Annotated in this window: 13 protein-coding genes, 1 tRNA gene and 1 pseudogene; 6 read left to right on the top strand and 9 right to left on the bottom strand. The window is 72.6% G+C overall.

What is annotated here, in order from left to right:
• The 3 genes and pseudogenes from ACTIDRAF_RS0206815 to ACTIDRAF_RS0206805 all read left to right on the top strand — a co-directional run.
• Positions 1–201: pseudogene (locus ACTIDRAF_RS0206815) on the top strand (hypothetical protein); the annotation flags it as partial.
• On the top strand, positions 182–1,354 hold the full coding sequence (locus ACTIDRAF_RS27640) for a SagB/ThcOx family dehydrogenase (protein WP_016697972.1): 1,173 nt from the start codon (positions 182–184) through the stop codon (positions 1,352–1,354). The pseudogene ACTIDRAF_RS0206815 and the gene ACTIDRAF_RS27640, both read left to right, overlap by 20 nt.
• Before the next feature lie 170 nt (positions 1,355–1,524).
• Positions 1,525–1,598: transfer RNA gene (locus tag ACTIDRAF_RS0206805), tRNA-Leu, on the top strand.
• A 675-nt stretch (positions 1,599–2,273) separates the two neighbouring features.
• Here ACTIDRAF_RS0206805 and pqqB read toward each other — a convergent pair.
• Genes pqqB through pqqA form a run of 5 tightly spaced genes read right to left on the bottom strand, consistent with a single transcriptional unit; the run spans position 2,274 to position 5,526 of the window.
• Positions 2,274–3,194, bottom strand: a complete 921-nt coding sequence (gene pqqB, locus ACTIDRAF_RS0206800; RefSeq protein ID WP_016697971.1) for a pyrroloquinoline quinone biosynthesis protein PqqB — start codon at positions 3,192–3,194, stop codon at positions 2,274–2,276.
• Entirely contained in the window at positions 3,185–4,381 is a 1,197-nt protein-coding gene (pqqE, locus tag ACTIDRAF_RS27635; protein WP_016697969.1) for a pyrroloquinoline quinone biosynthesis protein PqqE, read from the bottom strand. The genes pqqB and pqqE overlap by 10 nt, the downstream gene beginning before the upstream one ends.
• Entirely contained in the window at positions 4,368–4,655 is a 288-nt protein-coding gene (pqqD, locus tag ACTIDRAF_RS27630) for a pyrroloquinoline quinone biosynthesis peptide chaperone PqqD (RefSeq protein ID WP_016697968.1), read from the bottom strand. The genes pqqE and pqqD overlap by 14 nt, the downstream gene beginning before the upstream one ends.
• A complete protein-coding gene (gene pqqC / locus ACTIDRAF_RS0206785; RefSeq protein WP_016697967.1) occupies positions 4,652–5,368 on the bottom strand; it encodes a pyrroloquinoline-quinone synthase PqqC in 717 nt (238 codons plus the stop codon). Before pqqC ends, pqqD begins: the two co-directional genes overlap by 4 nt.
• A complete protein-coding gene (pqqA, locus tag ACTIDRAF_RS35530; RefSeq protein WP_425359119.1) occupies positions 5,365–5,526 on the bottom strand; it encodes a pyrroloquinoline quinone precursor peptide PqqA in 162 nt (53 codons plus the stop codon). Before pqqA ends, pqqC begins: the two co-directional genes overlap by 4 nt.
• A 311-nt stretch (positions 5,527–5,837) precedes the next feature.
• Here pqqA and ACTIDRAF_RS27625 point away from each other — a divergent pair, with 311 nt between their 5' ends.
• The gene (locus tag ACTIDRAF_RS27625; RefSeq protein WP_016697965.1) at positions 5,838–6,911 is read left to right on the top strand and encodes a PQQ-dependent sugar dehydrogenase; all 1,074 of its coding nucleotides are present in this window, start codon (positions 5,838–5,840) and stop codon (positions 6,909–6,911) included.
• A gap of 67 nt (positions 6,912–6,978) precedes the next feature.
• Here ACTIDRAF_RS27625 and ACTIDRAF_RS0206770 read toward each other — a convergent pair whose 3' ends face one another.
• Entirely contained in the window at positions 6,979–7,908 is a 930-nt protein-coding gene (locus ACTIDRAF_RS0206770; protein ID WP_016697964.1) for a class F sortase, read from the bottom strand.
• Between the two features lie 61 nt (positions 7,909–7,969).
• A complete protein-coding gene (locus tag ACTIDRAF_RS0206765; RefSeq protein ID WP_026065844.1) occupies positions 7,970–9,631 on the bottom strand; it encodes an MSCRAMM family protein in 1,662 nt (553 codons plus the stop codon).
• 513 nt (positions 9,632–10,144) lie between these two features.
• On the opposite strand from ACTIDRAF_RS0206765, the gene ACTIDRAF_RS0206760 reads away from it, so the two are divergent.
• Positions 10,145–10,942: a Bax inhibitor-1/YccA family protein gene (locus tag ACTIDRAF_RS0206760; protein ID WP_016697962.1), complete on the top strand. Its 798-nt coding sequence runs from the start codon at positions 10,145–10,147 to the stop codon at positions 10,940–10,942.
• Between the two features lie 97 nt (positions 10,943–11,039).
• Here ACTIDRAF_RS0206760 and ACTIDRAF_RS0206755 read toward each other — a convergent pair whose 3' ends face one another.
• Positions 11,040–12,260, bottom strand: coding sequence for an acetyl-CoA C-acetyltransferase (locus ACTIDRAF_RS0206755; protein WP_016697961.1), 1,221 nt, complete (start codon positions 12,258–12,260; stop codon positions 11,040–11,042).
• Between the two features lie 191 nt (positions 12,261–12,451).
• Positions 12,452–13,372, bottom strand: coding sequence for an SGNH/GDSL hydrolase family protein (locus ACTIDRAF_RS0206750; RefSeq protein ID WP_016697960.1), 921 nt, complete (start codon positions 13,370–13,372; stop codon positions 12,452–12,454).
• Positions 13,373–13,589: 217 nt separating this feature from the next.
• Between ACTIDRAF_RS0206750 and ACTIDRAF_RS0206745 the strand changes: the two genes are divergently transcribed.
• The gene (locus ACTIDRAF_RS0206745; protein ID WP_016697959.1) at positions 13,590–14,960 is read left to right on the top strand and encodes a cystathionine beta-synthase; all 1,371 of its coding nucleotides are present in this window, start codon (positions 13,590–13,592) and stop codon (positions 14,958–14,960) included.
• Positions 14,961–15,210: the final 250 nt, after the last annotated feature.

Raw genomic sequence — 15,210 nt, 5'->3', positions numbered from 1 at the left:
CCCCCCCGCCACTGGCGGCTCGACGTCGCGGCGTTCGACCTGCTCGTGGTGGACGGGGACCCGGTGTTCCTGGAGGTCAACGTCAACTGCGACTGGCGGTGGTTCGAGCACCGGGCCCAGGACACCAGGGTGTCGACGGCCACGCACGAGTGGGTCGCGTCGAGGTTCCAGGAGCTGCGGAGTGCGTCTGAAGGTCGCTGAGCACACGAGCGTGCACCTGGCCGAGGGCCGGGTCGTGCTCGATGACTACCTGCGCCACCGGCAGTTCGAGTTGACGGCCCCCCTCGCCCGGCTGTGCTGGGAGTTCCGGTCCTTCGCCGAGACCGACGAGGTCCTCGCCGAACTGGATGTCGAGGAACGGGAGGTCGTGTGGCCGGTGCTCAGGAGGCTCCTCGACGCGGGGGTCCTCGTCGCCGAAGGCACGCCGGAGCACCGAGCGGAGCAACGGCTGCTCGCGGCATGGCGGAACGGCGGACCAGCGGCGCGGCACTACCACTACGCGACCCGCACGTTCCGGGACACCCCCTACGCCGACGCCGACGACCAGGACCGGGCGCTCGCCGCCACGGCGGCCGCCGACCCGCCTCCGCCTCCGCTCACCCGCAGGCGGGAGGAGGGGACCGCCGGGGTGCCCCTCCCACCTGTCAGCGACCAGTGGGCCGATGGCCCCGACGCACCGGATGCCCACGGACTACCGGCCGCTCCCGGGGTGGCAGGGGGCGGTGCGCGTTGGGGGGAGCGGTCCCTGCGCGACGTGCTGCTGGCGCGGCGGACGACGCGCCGGTTCCACTCCCGGCCGGTCGAGGCCGCGCGGTTGGGTGACCTGCTCGCGGTACTCGCCGGTCCGGTCCCGGGTCGGCCAGGGCCGGACCAGGACGGCAACCTCTTCAAGGCCTCGCCCTCCGCCGGCGCCCGCCACCCGATCGAGGTGTATCTGCACGTCGTGAGCGTGGTCGGTCTCGAACCGGGGTGGTACCACTACGACGCCGCCGATCACGTGCTCGAACCCCTCGGGCCTCCGTGGTCGGCGGGGGAGGTGGTCGAGGCCAGTGGTGGCCAGGAATGGGTGGGGGAGGCGGCGGTTCAGCTCTGCCATGTCGCGACGCTCGAGCGGATCTGGTGGAAGTACGACACCGCGCGGGCATATCGGATGGTGCAGGTGGACATGGGCCACCTCTCGCAGACCGCCTACCTGGTGGCGACCGCGATGGAACTCGGCGTCGCGTTCACCGCGGCGCTGCGCGACGAGTCACTCGAGTCCGTGCTCGGCCTGGACCGGGACCGGGAGATCGTGCTGGGGCTCACCGCCCTGGGTTGGCCGGCCGACGGTGGCACGGGCGGTTTGAGATCATGAGCACAGCTGAGGAGGAGAGGTGTTGCCCCGCTCCCCGGGGAGCGGCCCGGATGGCAGGATCCGGTGGAGTTCCGTACGACGCGCAGAACCAGACCGCACGGTTGGTCCGGGCGGGCGACTTCCGTCGAAGTGGCCCCCACGGAAGCCGTCCAGGTTCTAGGCTGCGCGCTGCCCCCGTAGCCCAATAGGCAGAGGCAGGCCCCTTAAAAGGGTCCCAGTGTCGGTTCGAGCCCGACCGGGGGCACAACCCTGAGCCCGACCGCGAACCGGCGGTCAGTGGCGGTTCCGGCGGTGCGGCGTCGCGACGTCAGTCGCGACGCCGTTCTCGATGTCATTGAGCGTCGGCGTCTGTCCCTCCCCGGCGCGGCTCCTCCTGTCAGTCTTTCGGCAGGAAGTGACCCGTGGTTGATCCCGGTGCGCGAATTTCTCACCCGTAAGGGTGCTATCCGGTGGGGAGTGGTCGGTGTGGACGGCGGATTTCCCGGCCAGACCCGGCACCCGGGGGCGAGGCCGGGCCCACCGGTCAGCCCACGGACCGCGCCCACGTGTCCGCGTCGGCGGGTTCGCCGTGTCGTGAGGCCGGTGCCGGCCCTGGCCCCGCTGAACCGCCGCCGGGATCCGTCACCGCGCCCGGAACCGGCACACGGCCGGAGCCCTCCGCAGGCGCGGTGCCAGGACGACCCCGGCCAGGGCCAGCCAGCCGTGGGCGCACCGCCCCGTTCGCCCCCGGCCCTCGGGTGGGAGGGCCTTCGACCGGCGTCCGCAGGCCTCACCCCCGGTCCTTGGCCCGGCCGCGCCCGCGACACCAGCGGCGCCGACACCTGCGGCGCCGACCGCCGGGCGCGGCGCACGCTCGCGCCGCCCCGTCGACCCGCACCCGATCCCGGGCGACCACCCCCGGCACCGCGTTCCGGCGGTCTCACAGGTCGATCCGGTCGCCGTCCGAGGGCACCTCCACCCCGCTGGCCACCACCGCCGCGAACTCCGCCGATGCCGGGTCCACCAGGGGATTGGTGTTGTTCAGGTGGGTGTACAGCCGCCGCGTCCCAGGATGGCAGCGCAACCGGTTGAGCGTCCCGTCCTCCCCGCCCACCGGGAGGTGTCCCATTCCGGCCTGTCCACCGCCCCCGGGCAGCCCCGCGGCATGCCCCAGCTCGTCCCCGGAGTAGAAGGTCCCGTCCAGCACCGCGCAGTCGGCCGCCGCCACCGCCTCGTCCAGCCGGTCCGGCCACCGGGACAGGCACGGCGCGTAGAGCAGTTCCCGCCCCGCCGCCCGGTCCCGCAACCGGTAGGCCACCACCGACGGCCCGACATCGGGAACCCCGGTCCGGTACCTCGGGCGCTTCCCGCTGACCGCCACCGGGGTCGCCGTCAGGCCCTGGCCCAGCTCCCACGGCACGCCCTCGACGGCCTCGTTCCACCGCCAGTCGCCGTAGGCGTCGAGCACGGGCCGCAGGCCGAGCGCTCCGGCGGACGGCGCGGGTCGGTCCAGCGAGGCCAGTACCGCCGCCGGAGCGTGCACCGGCAGGCCCCCGCACTCGCGCAACGAGAACAGCCCCAGCGTGTGGTCCAGCTCCGCGTCCGTCAGCAGCACGCCGCGCAGCGGGGTCTGCCGCCGGCCCGGCCCCGGCCACAGCTCCGGCGTCGCCACGAGCTGCGCGGGGAGGTCAGGGCTCGCGTTGAGCAGCCACCAGTGCTCACCGTCCACCGACACCGCCGCTCCGTCCTGGCGGCGGCGCATCGCCTCGCCCCCGGCGCGGGAACGGGAACACCGGCCGCAGGCGCAGTTCCACTGCGGAAAACCGCCGCCGGCCGCCGTGCCCAGGAGGATCAGCCGCACGGGTCCACCACTGACGGGCCAGCAGCTGCTCCCGGAACCCGGGGGACCCGGCCGGGCGGAAGCCCACGCCACAGCGGCGGTCCGACGGTCGGCTCGGCGACCCCGGAGTCCTCCGGGGCGTCCGCGCGCAGGGCGAGATCCACCAGGCGCCGGTCCGGGGAGAACCGGCAGACCGGGTCGGTGGCCGCCGCATCGCCGGTGAGCTGGAAGGCCTGACAGCGGCAGCCACCGAAGTCGATCTCCCGGCGGTCGCAGCTCCGGCACGGGTCCCGCATCCACCCGGTGCCCCGGAACGCGGTGAACAGCGCCGACTCGTACCAGATCTCGGCCAGCGGACGGTCCTGGACGAACTCCGCCGGCAGCCCGCTGATCACGTCCGCCGTGGGACAGGGCAGGACCCGGCCGTTCGGGGCCACGGTGAACTGCCTGCTGCCCCAGCCGTGCATGCAGGGTTTGGGGTGCTCGCCGTAGTAGTCGGAGAGCACGTAGACGACCTCGGTGCTCCCCGCCAACCGGCGGGTCTCCTCCGCCACGACACGGCGGGCGCGGGCGAGCTGGCGCCGGGTGGGCATCAGCAGCCCTCGGTTGCGCAGTCCCCAACCGTAGTACTGCGTGTTCGCCAACTCCAGCCGGTCGGCCCCCAGGGCCTCGGCGAGCCGGATGATCGCGGCGATGCGGTCCAGGTTGCCCCGGTGCAGCACCACGTTGACCGTGAGCGGGAGGTCCAGCCGGCGGACCACGGCCGCCGCCGCGACCTTGTGGTGGTGAGCTCGCGTGCCGGCCACCCGGTCCCCGGTGCTCGCGTCCGAGTCCTGGAGGCTCAGCTGTACGTGGTCGAGACCGCGCGCCGCCAGCTCCTCCGCCCGTTCCGGGGTCAGCCCCAGGCCACTGGTGACCAGGCTGACGTAGCAGCCGAGACGCGAGGCGTGCCCCACCAGCTCGGCGAGGTCCCGGCGGGCCAACGGCTCCCCACCGGAGAGGTGGGTCTGGAGCACGCCGAGCCGACGTGCCTGGTCGAGGACGGAGATCCACTGGCCGGTGGTCAGTTCGGACTCCCGCCGCACCAGCTCCAGCGGGTTGGAGCAGTAGGGGCAGTGCAGGGGGCACCGGTGGGTCAGCTCGGCCAGCATCCCGACCGGGGCGTCCGCCCGGTCGGTGGCGGAGGAGGGGACGTCATGCGCCGTCATGGTCGATCCTGATCAGCCCCATGCCCCGCAGGGTGTCGAGCAGTTCGAGGATCTGCTCCGGCAGCACGCCGTCGAACTGACCCTCCAACGCCCGCACGATCTCCCCGACCGGGCTGTTCCCGTCACACCGCAGCAGCACCGCCTCACCGGTCTCGTTGGGCAGCAGCACCCCCTCCGGGTAGAGCAGCACGTGGCTGTCGCGGCTCTCGTCCCGCATGAGCTTGACCCCCCGCCCCAGCCGGGGGCGGGCCGCCGGGTCGATGCCCGCCGTCACGAGGTCCCCGCCGGCCGCCGCACCGCGTGGTCGATCGAGTCGAGCATCGCGTTGAGCACCTCGCACTTGAAAGCCAACGCCGACACGGCCGCCTCCTGGGACCGCCGGTCACGGCAGTGGTCCAACACGAGTTCCAGGGTCGCGGCCCCCTCCGGCCCGGTGACCTCGATCCTGGTGAGGAAGTAGTCGAGTGCGCCGCCGTCCAACCAGGGGTAGTGCTCCCGCATGGCGAGCACCCGCCGTCGCATGAGGCCGGGGGCGAACATCTCGGTCAGCCCGGAGGCCACCGCCTCCTGCCAGGGGCGGCGCCGGGCGAACTCCACATAGGCGTCCACCGCGAAGCGGACCCCGGGCAGCAGCAGCCGTTCCGAGCGCACGGTCTCCTCGTCGAGTCCGGTCGCCTCGGCCAGGCGCAGCCACCGGTCCAGGCCGCCCTCCTGGCCCGGCTGACCGTCGTGGTGGATCACGCGGGTGACCCACTGCCGCCGGACCTCCCGGTCCGGGCAGTTGGACAGGATCGCGGCGTCCTTCCTCGGCAACATCCGCTGGTAGTACCAGCGGTTCGCCGCCCACAGCTGGAGGTCCTCCTTGCGCAGCGCCCCCTCGTGCAGGCTGCGGTGGAACGGGTGGTCGTCCCAGTACCGGGCCGAGAGGGACTCCAACCGCGATCGGAACTCCTCCCGGCCCAGCACCTCCGCCGGCGCGCCCGTCATCCGCGGGCCACGTAGCTGGTGACCTCCATCGGCGTGGCGACCGCTCGGAAGTCCGGACGCACCCAGGACCGTCGCGGGGCGGCCGGGGGACGGCCGGGGGACACCGGTCGGAGGTCGTTCGCGCGGTCGTGTCGTGTCACAGCGGTCGGAAGGCGCATGATCCACGCTCCTCGTCTGGAGGCGACTGCCCGCCGGTCGGCGGCTGCTCCATGGTGCGTGACGACGGGTGCCCCCGCTATTCACGGCGGCCACGCCGCCGGTTCGGTGTGGAAGGTCCGGTTCCTCCTCCCCCGTGGGGGACCCCGTCCGAGTGGAAGTACGACGGGCGTCCGGGAGGTGCCCACTCGCGTGGCGGGACGGCCGGCGCCGCCCTAGCTTCCGATTCGGGTGGCGGACACGTCCGGTCCACGTCGAACGGGGTGTGCGGACGAGTGGCGGCCGCCCGTGATCCTCTGAGAAGGAGGCGTGTATGCGGTTTCGACGAGGAACGCTGGGCGGTGTCGCCACCACGCTGCTGATGGTCGTCACGGCCACCGGAGCGGCGTCAGCGCAGCAGGACCAGCCGGATTCCGGCGAGCGGCAGGCACAACCGGAGCAGGTGGCGGCGGGACTCACGGTGCCGTGGGACATCGCCTTCCTCCCGGACGGCTCGCCACTGGTCACCGAGCGCAACAACGCCCGGATCATGCGGGTGGTCGACGGGGCGGTGGTCGAGGAACAACGCATCCTCGACGCGGCGACCGACGGGATCCAGGACGGGGTCCAGGGCATCGCGGTCTCACCCGACTACGAGTCGGACGGTTTCGTCTACCTCTACTACGCCACGGCCGAGGACAGCAGGATCGCGCGCTTCCGGCTCGGGGAGCAGCCGGAGCCGATCCTCACCGGCCTTCCCCGGGCCGTCTACGTCAACGGGGGGTCGCTCGCCTTCGGCCCCGACGGGTACCTCTACGCGGGCGTCCCGGCCCGGTACCCGCACGATCCGAACGGGGGGTACGACGAGGCGCAGGACCTGAACTCGTTGCGGGGCAAGATACTCCGGCTGCGCCCCGACGGGTCACCGGCGCCGGGGAACCCGTTCGGCACCCACGTCTACTCCTACGGGCACCGCAACGTGCTGGGGCTGGCCTGGGACGACGGCGGTCGGATGTTCGCGGTGGAGACCGGTGATCACGGCGCGGACGAGCTCAACCGGATCCGGGCCGGCGCGAACTACGGGTGGCCGGTCTGCGAGGGCCCCTGTTCCGACGGCCGGTACACCGATCCCGTGGTGCACTGGACTCCCGAGGAGGGCACCCCAGCCGGCCTCGCCCACGTCCGGGGAACCCTCTACGTGACCACGTTGCGGGGACAGCGGTTGTGGGAACTGCCGCTGTCCGACAGCGGGGACGTCACCGACCGGCGTGCCCTGTACGTCCACGAGTTCGGCCGGCTCCGGGCGGCGGCCGCCGCCCCGGACGGATCACTGTGGTTCGGCACGAGCAACACCGACCAGCTCGGCGGCGCCGCGCCGGGTTCCGACCGCATCCTGCGGCTCGGCTGACGGCGCTGGCTCACGGTCCTGCCCGCCTGGCCCCGCGCCCGGCCCGGGGGCGAAGCGCCCGGGCCGGTCAGGCGGGCAGCGCGACGACGATGCGGTTGTCCTCGTAACCGAGGTCCCCGCCGTGCCACCGGCCACCGCAGGTGACGAGCACCACCCGGTGGGCGCCCTCCTGGCCGAAGAGGGCCTCGGCGTTGGCCGGCAGCTCGTTCTTGTGCAGCGTGTGGACGGCGCTGACCCGGTAGCGCCACTCCTCCCCCCGCTGGTCGACCACCGTGAACACGTCGCCGAGCGTGGCATCCCAGAGTTCGGCGAACGGGCCCCGCTGGCCCCGGAAGTTGACGTGGCCCGCGAAGACGGAGGCCCCGGACGGCGCGCCGAGACCCATGCCCCACCAGGTCGCCTCCTCCAGGTTCTCCGGCACGGGCAGCACCCGGTCCGGACCGACCTCGCGCCGGACGAGGGCGGCCGTGCCGCCCTGGGGGAGTCGGATCGTCCCCGGCCGCTGGGCGGCGACCGGCCGGTCCGCTGACGGCGGTCGGGGACCTGGCCCGGACTCCCGGACCGGGGGAGGAGCGGCGGACCCGGTGGACGTACCCCCCGCCGCGTCGGCGTCCCGGCCCTCGGGTTCCTCCCGCTCGCCTTCGGCCTCGTCCGAGGCCGCCGACGCGGCGCCGTCGGGCACGCCGACGGGTTTGGGCTGGTACCCGTTGGCGGCCATGCTGTCACCGAGGACGTCGTCCCCGGGGCGCACGACGGCGTCGACCGGGACGGCGCTGCCGGCGACCTGCACGGTCGGCGGCCAGTACAGGCCGCCGAGGATGCCGAGGCTCAGCACCCCGATCCCGAGGACGGCCGAGGTCCGCTGGCGGGCCGACCTCGACCGTTCGGGGTTCGCCTCCTCCCACTCGCCCACGTCGAGGGCGTAGGTGCGGCGGTCGTTCTCGGCGGGCGGGTCGACGTCGCCGTCGGCCCGCTCCGCCCCTCGCGTCTCATCCACCTGGTTGGCCCTCTCTGCCGACCTCCCGGCCGAGGGGGCGGCGATGTGGTCCGACGACCGGCTAGCGCTGGTCCCCGGAGGTCATCCGACGTCGCCACACCAGCCCGGTCGCGCCGGCAGCGAGCAGCACCAGCAGACCCAGGCTGGTCAGGGTGACCGGGCTGACCCGGTTGACCGTCTCCGAGGAGGCGGTGACCAGGTCGGCCTCACCCGCCGGGATCGTGCTCGGCACGGTCGGCGGGTTGGGCTTGTTGGCGATGGTGAGGGTCAGCGTGTCCCCAGCCTCCACCAGACCGCACGCGGTCGGTGGGTTGGCCGGGTCGAACTCCTCCTCGTACCCGGCGGGCACTCCGACTTCGACCACGCAGATCTCCTGAGGGGTCCTCAGGTCCTCCAGCCGTGCGTAGCCCTCCTCGTCGGTGGTCACCACGAGCGGTTCACCGTCGGGACCCACGAGTTCGGAGTCGTCCTGGCGCAGCGCGGGGCTGCTCTTGTCGGCCGAGGTGATCCGCAGTTGGACGTCGGCCACCGGGAGACCGGTCGAGGCGTCCACCTTGGCGATCTCGACGGCGCCGGGGGCGGTGCGGGCGGTCACAGCGGCCTCGGCCGTCACCGTGTCCTCACCACCGGTGGTGACGATGCGCTGCACGTCGGAGCCGTCCTGCGGGACCTTGATCCTCGGCTGGTCGGCCGGGGTCTGCACGCTGACGTGGACCGAGGGGTTCTCCCCGGTCGGCACGACGTCGAACAGCAGCGGGCCGCCGTCCTCCGGGGTCCGCAGGTACCGCACCTGGGGCTCGGACTCGCCGCTCTCGTCGCCTTCGGCGCTGTCCTCGCCGTCCGGCGTCTCGACGGGAGCGGTGGGCTGGGGGGTCGTGGTGCTCAGGGGCTCGGCCGGCTGGTCGCCGGCATCGTCGGCCGGGACGCCCTCCGCCCCGGCTTCCTCGGCCGCGGGCTCCTCCGCCGCCAGGTCGGCGGCCAGTTCCTCGTTGACGCTGAGGTCCTGCATGAGGATCTGCCGCGCCGGTTCGGCCACCTCCGGGTCCGCCAGTTCGGCGTCGGTCAGGGTGACCTCGACGGGGATGTCGGGCACCCCGTTGCCCGCGGTGTTGAGCAGGTCCACCCGCCAGGAGTCCGGCTGGCCGATGACCTGCTCCCCTTCCGGTGCCGTCAGCGACACCTCCCAGGGGCCCCGGTTGATCTCGGCGTCGGCCTTCATCGCCTCCACCGCCTGCTGGGTCTCCGGCGGCAGCTCGTCGAAGTGGAACTCGACGTCGTAGGCGATCTCGCGGAACCCGTTGGACGGGTCGAGGTCCGCGGGCGTGCGCGGGGCGGCGGTCCAGCTGTGCAGCAGGTGCGCGAGCGCGGCCGCCTCGTGGTCGGACTGCGTCCCGCTGTATCGGAGCAGCAGGTAGGAGATGTTGGAGGAGATCTCCGGGGACAGTGGGTCGCCCCACTTCGTCAGCAGCTGGTCGCCGTCGACGTACTCCTCCTCGGTGTCCGGCGCGCGGTAGGAGTACTGCACGCACCAGACCTGCTCGCCCTGCCAGACGTAGGAGCCGACCCAGTCGTAGTCGTTGGGTTTGCCCTGGTAGGGCTGCGGCGCGGTCCGGTGCCCCAGTCCCTCCTGCACGGCCGCGGCCGCCGTGCCCGGCAGCGCGACCAGCGCCGCGCCGGCCAGCAGGGACGCACTGGCCAGTCCCGCGGCCACTCTTCTGAGCATGAATGCTCCTCGGTGTCCAGAGTTGGTGTCCAAGGGCGCGGTCCGACATCACGGAGCGAGTGCCCCGACGGAGCGCCGGCCAGGAGCCGTGACCTGCCGCCGGGTCGCGCGTAACGTGTGGCCACGCGTCGAGGTTTCGCTCCCGTGATGCTGGTCTGGCCGTGCGTCGTGCCACAAGCCGCCACTCGGAGGATGTGACGACAGGGGAAAGTTAGCTGCCTGTCAGAGATCCTGTCCAGTGCGTCACGACCACGGGCGTCACCGGTACCGGTGATCGACTGGCCCCGGGCAGCGGTGCTCGCGCCGCGCCAGATCGGGGGCAGGTACAACAACTGGATCACGACCTCGGTCACAACCCGGTGAAGTCCGCGCGGTCGGAGGGAGGATCGGGGCCAGGGGCATCGGAGGATCGCTCGGGTGTCGGTAAAGTCGCCTTTACTCGAGTTGGGGAACCCTACGACACGCGTCACCGTTGACTCGGTAACGGCGTGAGCACGTTCCAGGAGGGCACAGGTGCGCACAAGCAGTAATCCCGCGTTCCGCAACCTGCCGGCAAGCGGCGGTTACGCGAACTTCGACAGCGCCGGCTTCGGCCAGCCGGGCTATGCGGGTCAGCAGACCACGCAGAGCGCCGACGACCGTCCGATCACCGTCGACGACGTGGTGATCAAGACCGGTATCACCCTGGGCGTGCTCGTGGTGGCCGCCGTGTTCTCCGCGATGAGCGGCATCCCCGCGCTGACCTTCGTCGGTCTCATCGGTGGTCTGATCCTCGGCCTCGTCAACGCCTTCAAGCGCGAGCCCAGCAAGGTGCTGGTGCTCGCCTACGCCGGCTTCGAGGGCCTGTTCCTCGGCGGCCTCAGCGCGGTGGTGGCCAGCTTCACCCCCGGTGGGTCGGCCGGTGCGGGCTACGGCATCGTCGCGCAGGCCGTCATGGGCACCATCGGTGTGTTCGCCGGCATGCTGGTCGTCTACAAGACCGGTGCGATCCGCGTCACCCCGAAGCTCACCCGCTGGGTGACGGGCGCGCTGATCGGCGTCGGTGTCCTGATGCTGGCCAACCTCGTCGGCAACCTCTTCGGCGCCGACATGGGGCTCCGCTCCGGCGGCACGCTGGCGATCATCTTCAGCCTGGTCTGCATCGGCATCGCCGCCTTCGTCTTCCTGCTGGACTTCAAGGCCGCCGACGACCTGATCCAGGCTGGTGCGCCCGCCAAGTACGGCTGGCAGATCGCCTTCGGCCTGACCATGACGCTGGTCTGGCTGTACATCGAGATCCTGCGCCTGCTCACCTACCTCCAGGGCGAGTGACGCGCACCGCGTCCAGCGGACCCGAACACGGGAGAGGCCCCGGCGGCATCGCCGGGGCCTCTCCTCGTTCCCGGGTCTCCCCGCCGGGGCGAGCGGCTCAGGAGAGGCGTTCGACGATCATCGCCATCCCCTGGCCGCCGCCGACGCACATCGTCTCCAGGCCGATCTGCCGGTCGTGGGTGCGCAACGAGTTCAGCAGGGTGCAGGTGATCCGGGCCCCGGTCATGCCGAAGGGGTGGCCCAGGGCGATCGCGCCCCCGTTGACGTTCAGCTTCTCCAGGGGGATGCCGAGTTCCTGGTAGGACGGGATCACCTGCGCGGCGAAGGCCTCGTTGATCTCGAAGAGGTCGACGTCGTCGACGGTCATGCCGGCCCGGGCCAGCGCCTGCCGCGAGGCCTCGACCGGGCCGAGCCCCATGATCTCGGGGGACAGCGCGGACACCCCGGTGGACACGATCCTGGCCAGCGGTGCGATCCCCAGTTCCGCCGCTCGCCGGTCGCTCATCACGACCAGCGCCGCCGCACCGTCGTTGAGCGGGCAGCAGTTGCCGGCGGTGACCCGGCCGTTCGGCCGGAACACCGGCTTCAGCTGGGCCACCTTCTCGTAGGTGGTGCCCGGGCGCGGCCCGTCGTCCGTGTCGACGACCCGCCCGTCGGGCAGGGTGACGGGGCTGATCTCGCGGGCGAAGAAGCCACTGGCGATGGCGGCCTCGGCGAGGTTCTGCGAGCGCACACCGAACTCGTCCATCTCCTGGCGGCTCACCGCCCTGGCCCGCGCCAGGTTCTCGGCGGTCTGCCCCATCGCCAGGTAGACGTCGGGCAGCTCGCCGTCCAGGCGGGGGTCCCGCCACTCCTCGGCGCCGTTCCGGGTGGCGGCCTCGCTCCGCTCGGCCGCCGCGTCGAACAGCGGGTTCCTGGTGTCGGGCAGGCTGTCCGAGTTGCCCTTGGCGTAGCGGGACACGGTCTCCACCCCGGCGCTGAGGAAGACGTCACCCTCGCCGGCCCGGATCGCGTGCATCGCCATCCTGGTGGACTGGAGGCTGGAGGAGCAGTACCGGTTCACGGTCGTGCCGGGCAGGTCGTCGCGGCCCAGGAGCACCGAGACCACCCGGGCCATGTTGAACCCCTGCTCCCCGCCGGGAAGCCCGCACCCGAGCACCAGGTCGTCGATGGTGGCGGGATCGAGTTCCGGCACCTGGTCGAGGGCGGCGCGGATCACCTGCGCGGTCAGGTCGTCCGGGCGCAGATCGACCAACGAGCCCTTGTTCGCCCGTCCGATGGGGGACCGGGCGGCGGCGACAATGACGGCTTCCGGCATCGGAGCCCTCCTTGGCTTGGTTCGGGAACGGTCTCCTCGCCAGTGAAGTTACTGGAGAGTAGGTGGTGGTGGAAGGCGGGCGGGGCCACCCGCGCGACAGCCGCCGCCCAGCGGCGCACCAGCGCCGCACCAGCCCGGAGGGAGCCCCGCGCCTTCCCACCACAGCTCGACCGCAGCCGGGCAGCTCGGTGTCACCGCGCCCGCCGCAGCCGTTGGTTGAGCTTCGCGACGATCCGGTGTGTCGGACGGCGGGCCTCCGCCAGCCGGGACCTGGTCGGGTGTTGGGGCAGCGGGCCGCCCTCCCACACCCCGGCCACGCTGCACAGCGGCGGGAGCAGGATCGAGACGGCCGTCGCGTAGCCCGCCGCGCTCGGGTGGAAGCGGTCCGCGCTGAACAGCTCACCGGGCCGCACCAGGAACTCCGGCGAGAGCAGGTCCGCAAGCGGGACCGGGTAGGCCCCCTCCCGCTCCGCCACCCGCCGCTGCGCCCGCCCCAGGGCGAGGCTCCAACTGCGCGCGATCGAGCGGAGCGGCTGCGGAATGGGGCGGATCGCCCCCAGATCGGGGCAGGTGCCCACCACCACGCCCACCTCGGCCTCCCGCAGCCGGCGTATTCCCGCGCCCAACAGGGCCGCCGAGGTGCGCAGCGGCAGCTTGGTCGTGACGTCGTTGGCGCCGATGATCACCAGCGCGACGTCCGGGCGCAGGACCACCGCCTGGTCGACCTGCTCCGCCAGGTTCTCCGTCGTCGACCCGCTCACCGCCAGGGTCGTCAGCGCCACCGGGCGTTCCGCCTCCTCGGCGAGCCCCCCGGCGAGCAGCACCGCAGGCAGCTGGCTGGCGTCATCCACCCCGAGACCGGCGGCCGAGGAGTCACCCAGGACCGCGAAGGTCAGCGGTGCCGGCGAGTCCGGCAGCTCCTCCGCCGGGTGCGGCCCCGTCCCGTCCGGGAGGTAGACCCCGTCGGCCCGGACCGGCTCCCGATCGGGGATGCCGATCACCTTCCTCGCCAACCGGGACTGTCCGGACAGGAGCCCGTAGGCCGCCCCGGTGAGCCCGGTGACCGCTCCCGCCGCGAACGCGGCCACCCGGATCGCGCGCGAACCCAGCACTGCGAATCCTCCTTCCGCCGGACCGGCCCCTGGACACCACCCGGCCCCGACGCTCGTTCTCCCTGAATCATCTACCCGATTGCGGGGCGAGGTGTGACGCTCGGGCACACGGGGACGGCGGAATACCGGCGGGCGGCGGGGAACTCGCCGCCAGCTCCGGGGATAAGCTCCGAATCCGACACCAACCGAGCCGGCAGACGAGTGGGAGTGGCACGCGGTGGACTACGCCGAGCATGTGATGGACCTGGTGGGCGACACGCCGCTGGTGCGCCTGAACGCGGTGGCCGAGGGGCTGAGCCCACTCGTGCTGGCCAAGGTCGAGTACTTCAACCCGGGTGGCAGCGTCAAGGACCGCATCGCGCTGCGCATGGTGGAGGCCGCGGAGCGGTCGGGGGAGCTGCGGCCGGGCGGGACCATCGTCGAGCCGACCTCGGGGAACACCGGGATCGGCCTGGCGATGGTGGCCCAGCGCAAGGGGTACCAGTGCGTCTTCGTCTGCCCGGACAAGGTCAGTGAGGACAAGCGCAACGTCCTCAAGGCCTACGGCGCGGAAGTCGTCGTGTGCCCCACGGCCGTCGCTCCCGAACATCCCGACTCCTACTACAACGTCTCCGACCGGCTCGTCTCGGAGATCCCGGGCGCCTGGAAGCCCAACCAGTACGCCAACGAGAACAACCCCGCCTCGCACTACGCGGCCACCGGACCCGAGGTGTGGCGGCAGACCGACGGCCGCATCACCCATTTCGTCGCCGGGATCGGCACCGGCGGGACGATCTCGGGAACCGGCAGGTACCTGAAGGAGGTGTCCGGGGGTGCCGTGAAGATCGTGGGCGCCGACCCGCACGGCTCCGTGTACTCCGGTGGCACCGGACGGCCCTACCTGGTCGAGGGGGTCGGCGAGGACTTCTGGCCCACCACCTACGACCAGGACATCTGCGACGAGATCATCGAGGTGTCCGACGGGGACTCCTTCGCGATCACCCGGCGGCTGGCGCGGGAGGAGGGCCTGCTCGTCGGCGGCTCCTGCGGGATGGCCGTGGCCGCGGCCCTCCGGCTCGCCGAGCGCTGCGGCCCCGAGGACGTCATCGTCGTCCTGCTCCCCGACGGCGGCCGGGGCTACCTCGGCAAGGTCTTCGACGACGACTGGATGGCCTCCTACGGGTTCCTGTCCCCCGACCACAGTGGAGCCAGCGTCGGCGAGGTGCTCCGCCGCAAGGACGGCACCCTGCCCGACCTGGTCCACGCCCACCCGAACGAGACGGTGGCCGAGGCGGTGGCGGTGCTCCGCGAGTTCGGCGTGTCCCAGATGCCCGTGGTCAACGCGGAGCCACCGATCATGGCGGCCGAGGTCGCGGGTGCCGTCAACGAGCGGCGCCTGCTCGACGACCTGTTCGCTGGTCGCGCCAAGCTCTCCGACCGGGTGGAGGAGCACATGTCGGAGCCGCTGCCGACCATCGGCGCCGGGGAGTCGGTCAGCGCCGCGATGCGCGCGCTGGCGGACGCGGACGGCGCGTTGGTGCTGATGGACGGCCGGCCGGCCGGTGTGGTCACCCGACAGGACGTCCTCGGCTTCCTCGCCGGACGCTGAGCGGCCGGGGCGGGGCGCTCCCCGGGTGGACGGCGAGCACCATCGTCAGCGGGACCTGTCCCGTACTGGCATAACGCGAGCTCGGCATCCGCTACGGTGACCCGAACGTAATGCGGAACTGATCCACCTCTAGGGGGTTACCACCCGATGAGCGCCCCACAGCCGCCGCAGGGCGAGCAACCAGCACAGTCCGAGAACGCGGAGGGCGGCACGGCCAAGCTCCCGGAGCCGTCGGCGGCGACTCCGCCCG

Origin of the sequence: Actinoalloteichus spitiensis RMV-1378 (genome assembly GCF_000239155.1) — a bacterium.
Lineage (GTDB): Bacteria > Actinomycetota > Actinomycetes > Mycobacteriales > Pseudonocardiaceae > Actinoalloteichus_B > Actinoalloteichus_B spitiensis.
The sequence above is the reverse complement of the archived record's forward strand: the minus strand, read 5'-3'. Positions and strand labels throughout refer to the sequence as shown.

What these genes read in the sequence shown, in the direction of transcription:
- pqqE (WP_016697969.1), bottom strand. Translation starts at nt 4,381, where the DNA reads ATGACGGCGCATGACGTCCCCTCCTCCGCCACCGACCGGGCGGACGCC.
- pqqC (WP_016697967.1), bottom strand. Translation starts at nt 5,368, where the DNA reads ATGACGGGCGCGCCGGCGGAGGTGCTGGGCCGGGAGGAGTTCCGATCG.
- pqqA (WP_425359119.1), bottom strand. Translation starts at nt 5,526, where the DNA reads ATGCGCCTTCCGACCGCTGTGACACGACACGACCGCGCGAACGACCTC.
- ACTIDRAF_RS27625 (WP_016697965.1), top strand. Translation starts at nt 5,838, where the DNA reads ATGCGGTTTCGACGAGGAACGCTGGGCGGTGTCGCCACCACGCTGCTG.
- ACTIDRAF_RS0206765 (WP_026065844.1), bottom strand. Translation starts at nt 9,631, where the DNA reads ATGCTCAGAAGAGTGGCCGCGGGACTGGCCAGTGCGTCCCTGCTGGCC.
- ACTIDRAF_RS0206755 (WP_016697961.1), bottom strand. Translation starts at nt 12,260, where the DNA reads ATGCCGGAAGCCGTCATTGTCGCCGCCGCCCGGTCCCCCATCGGACGG.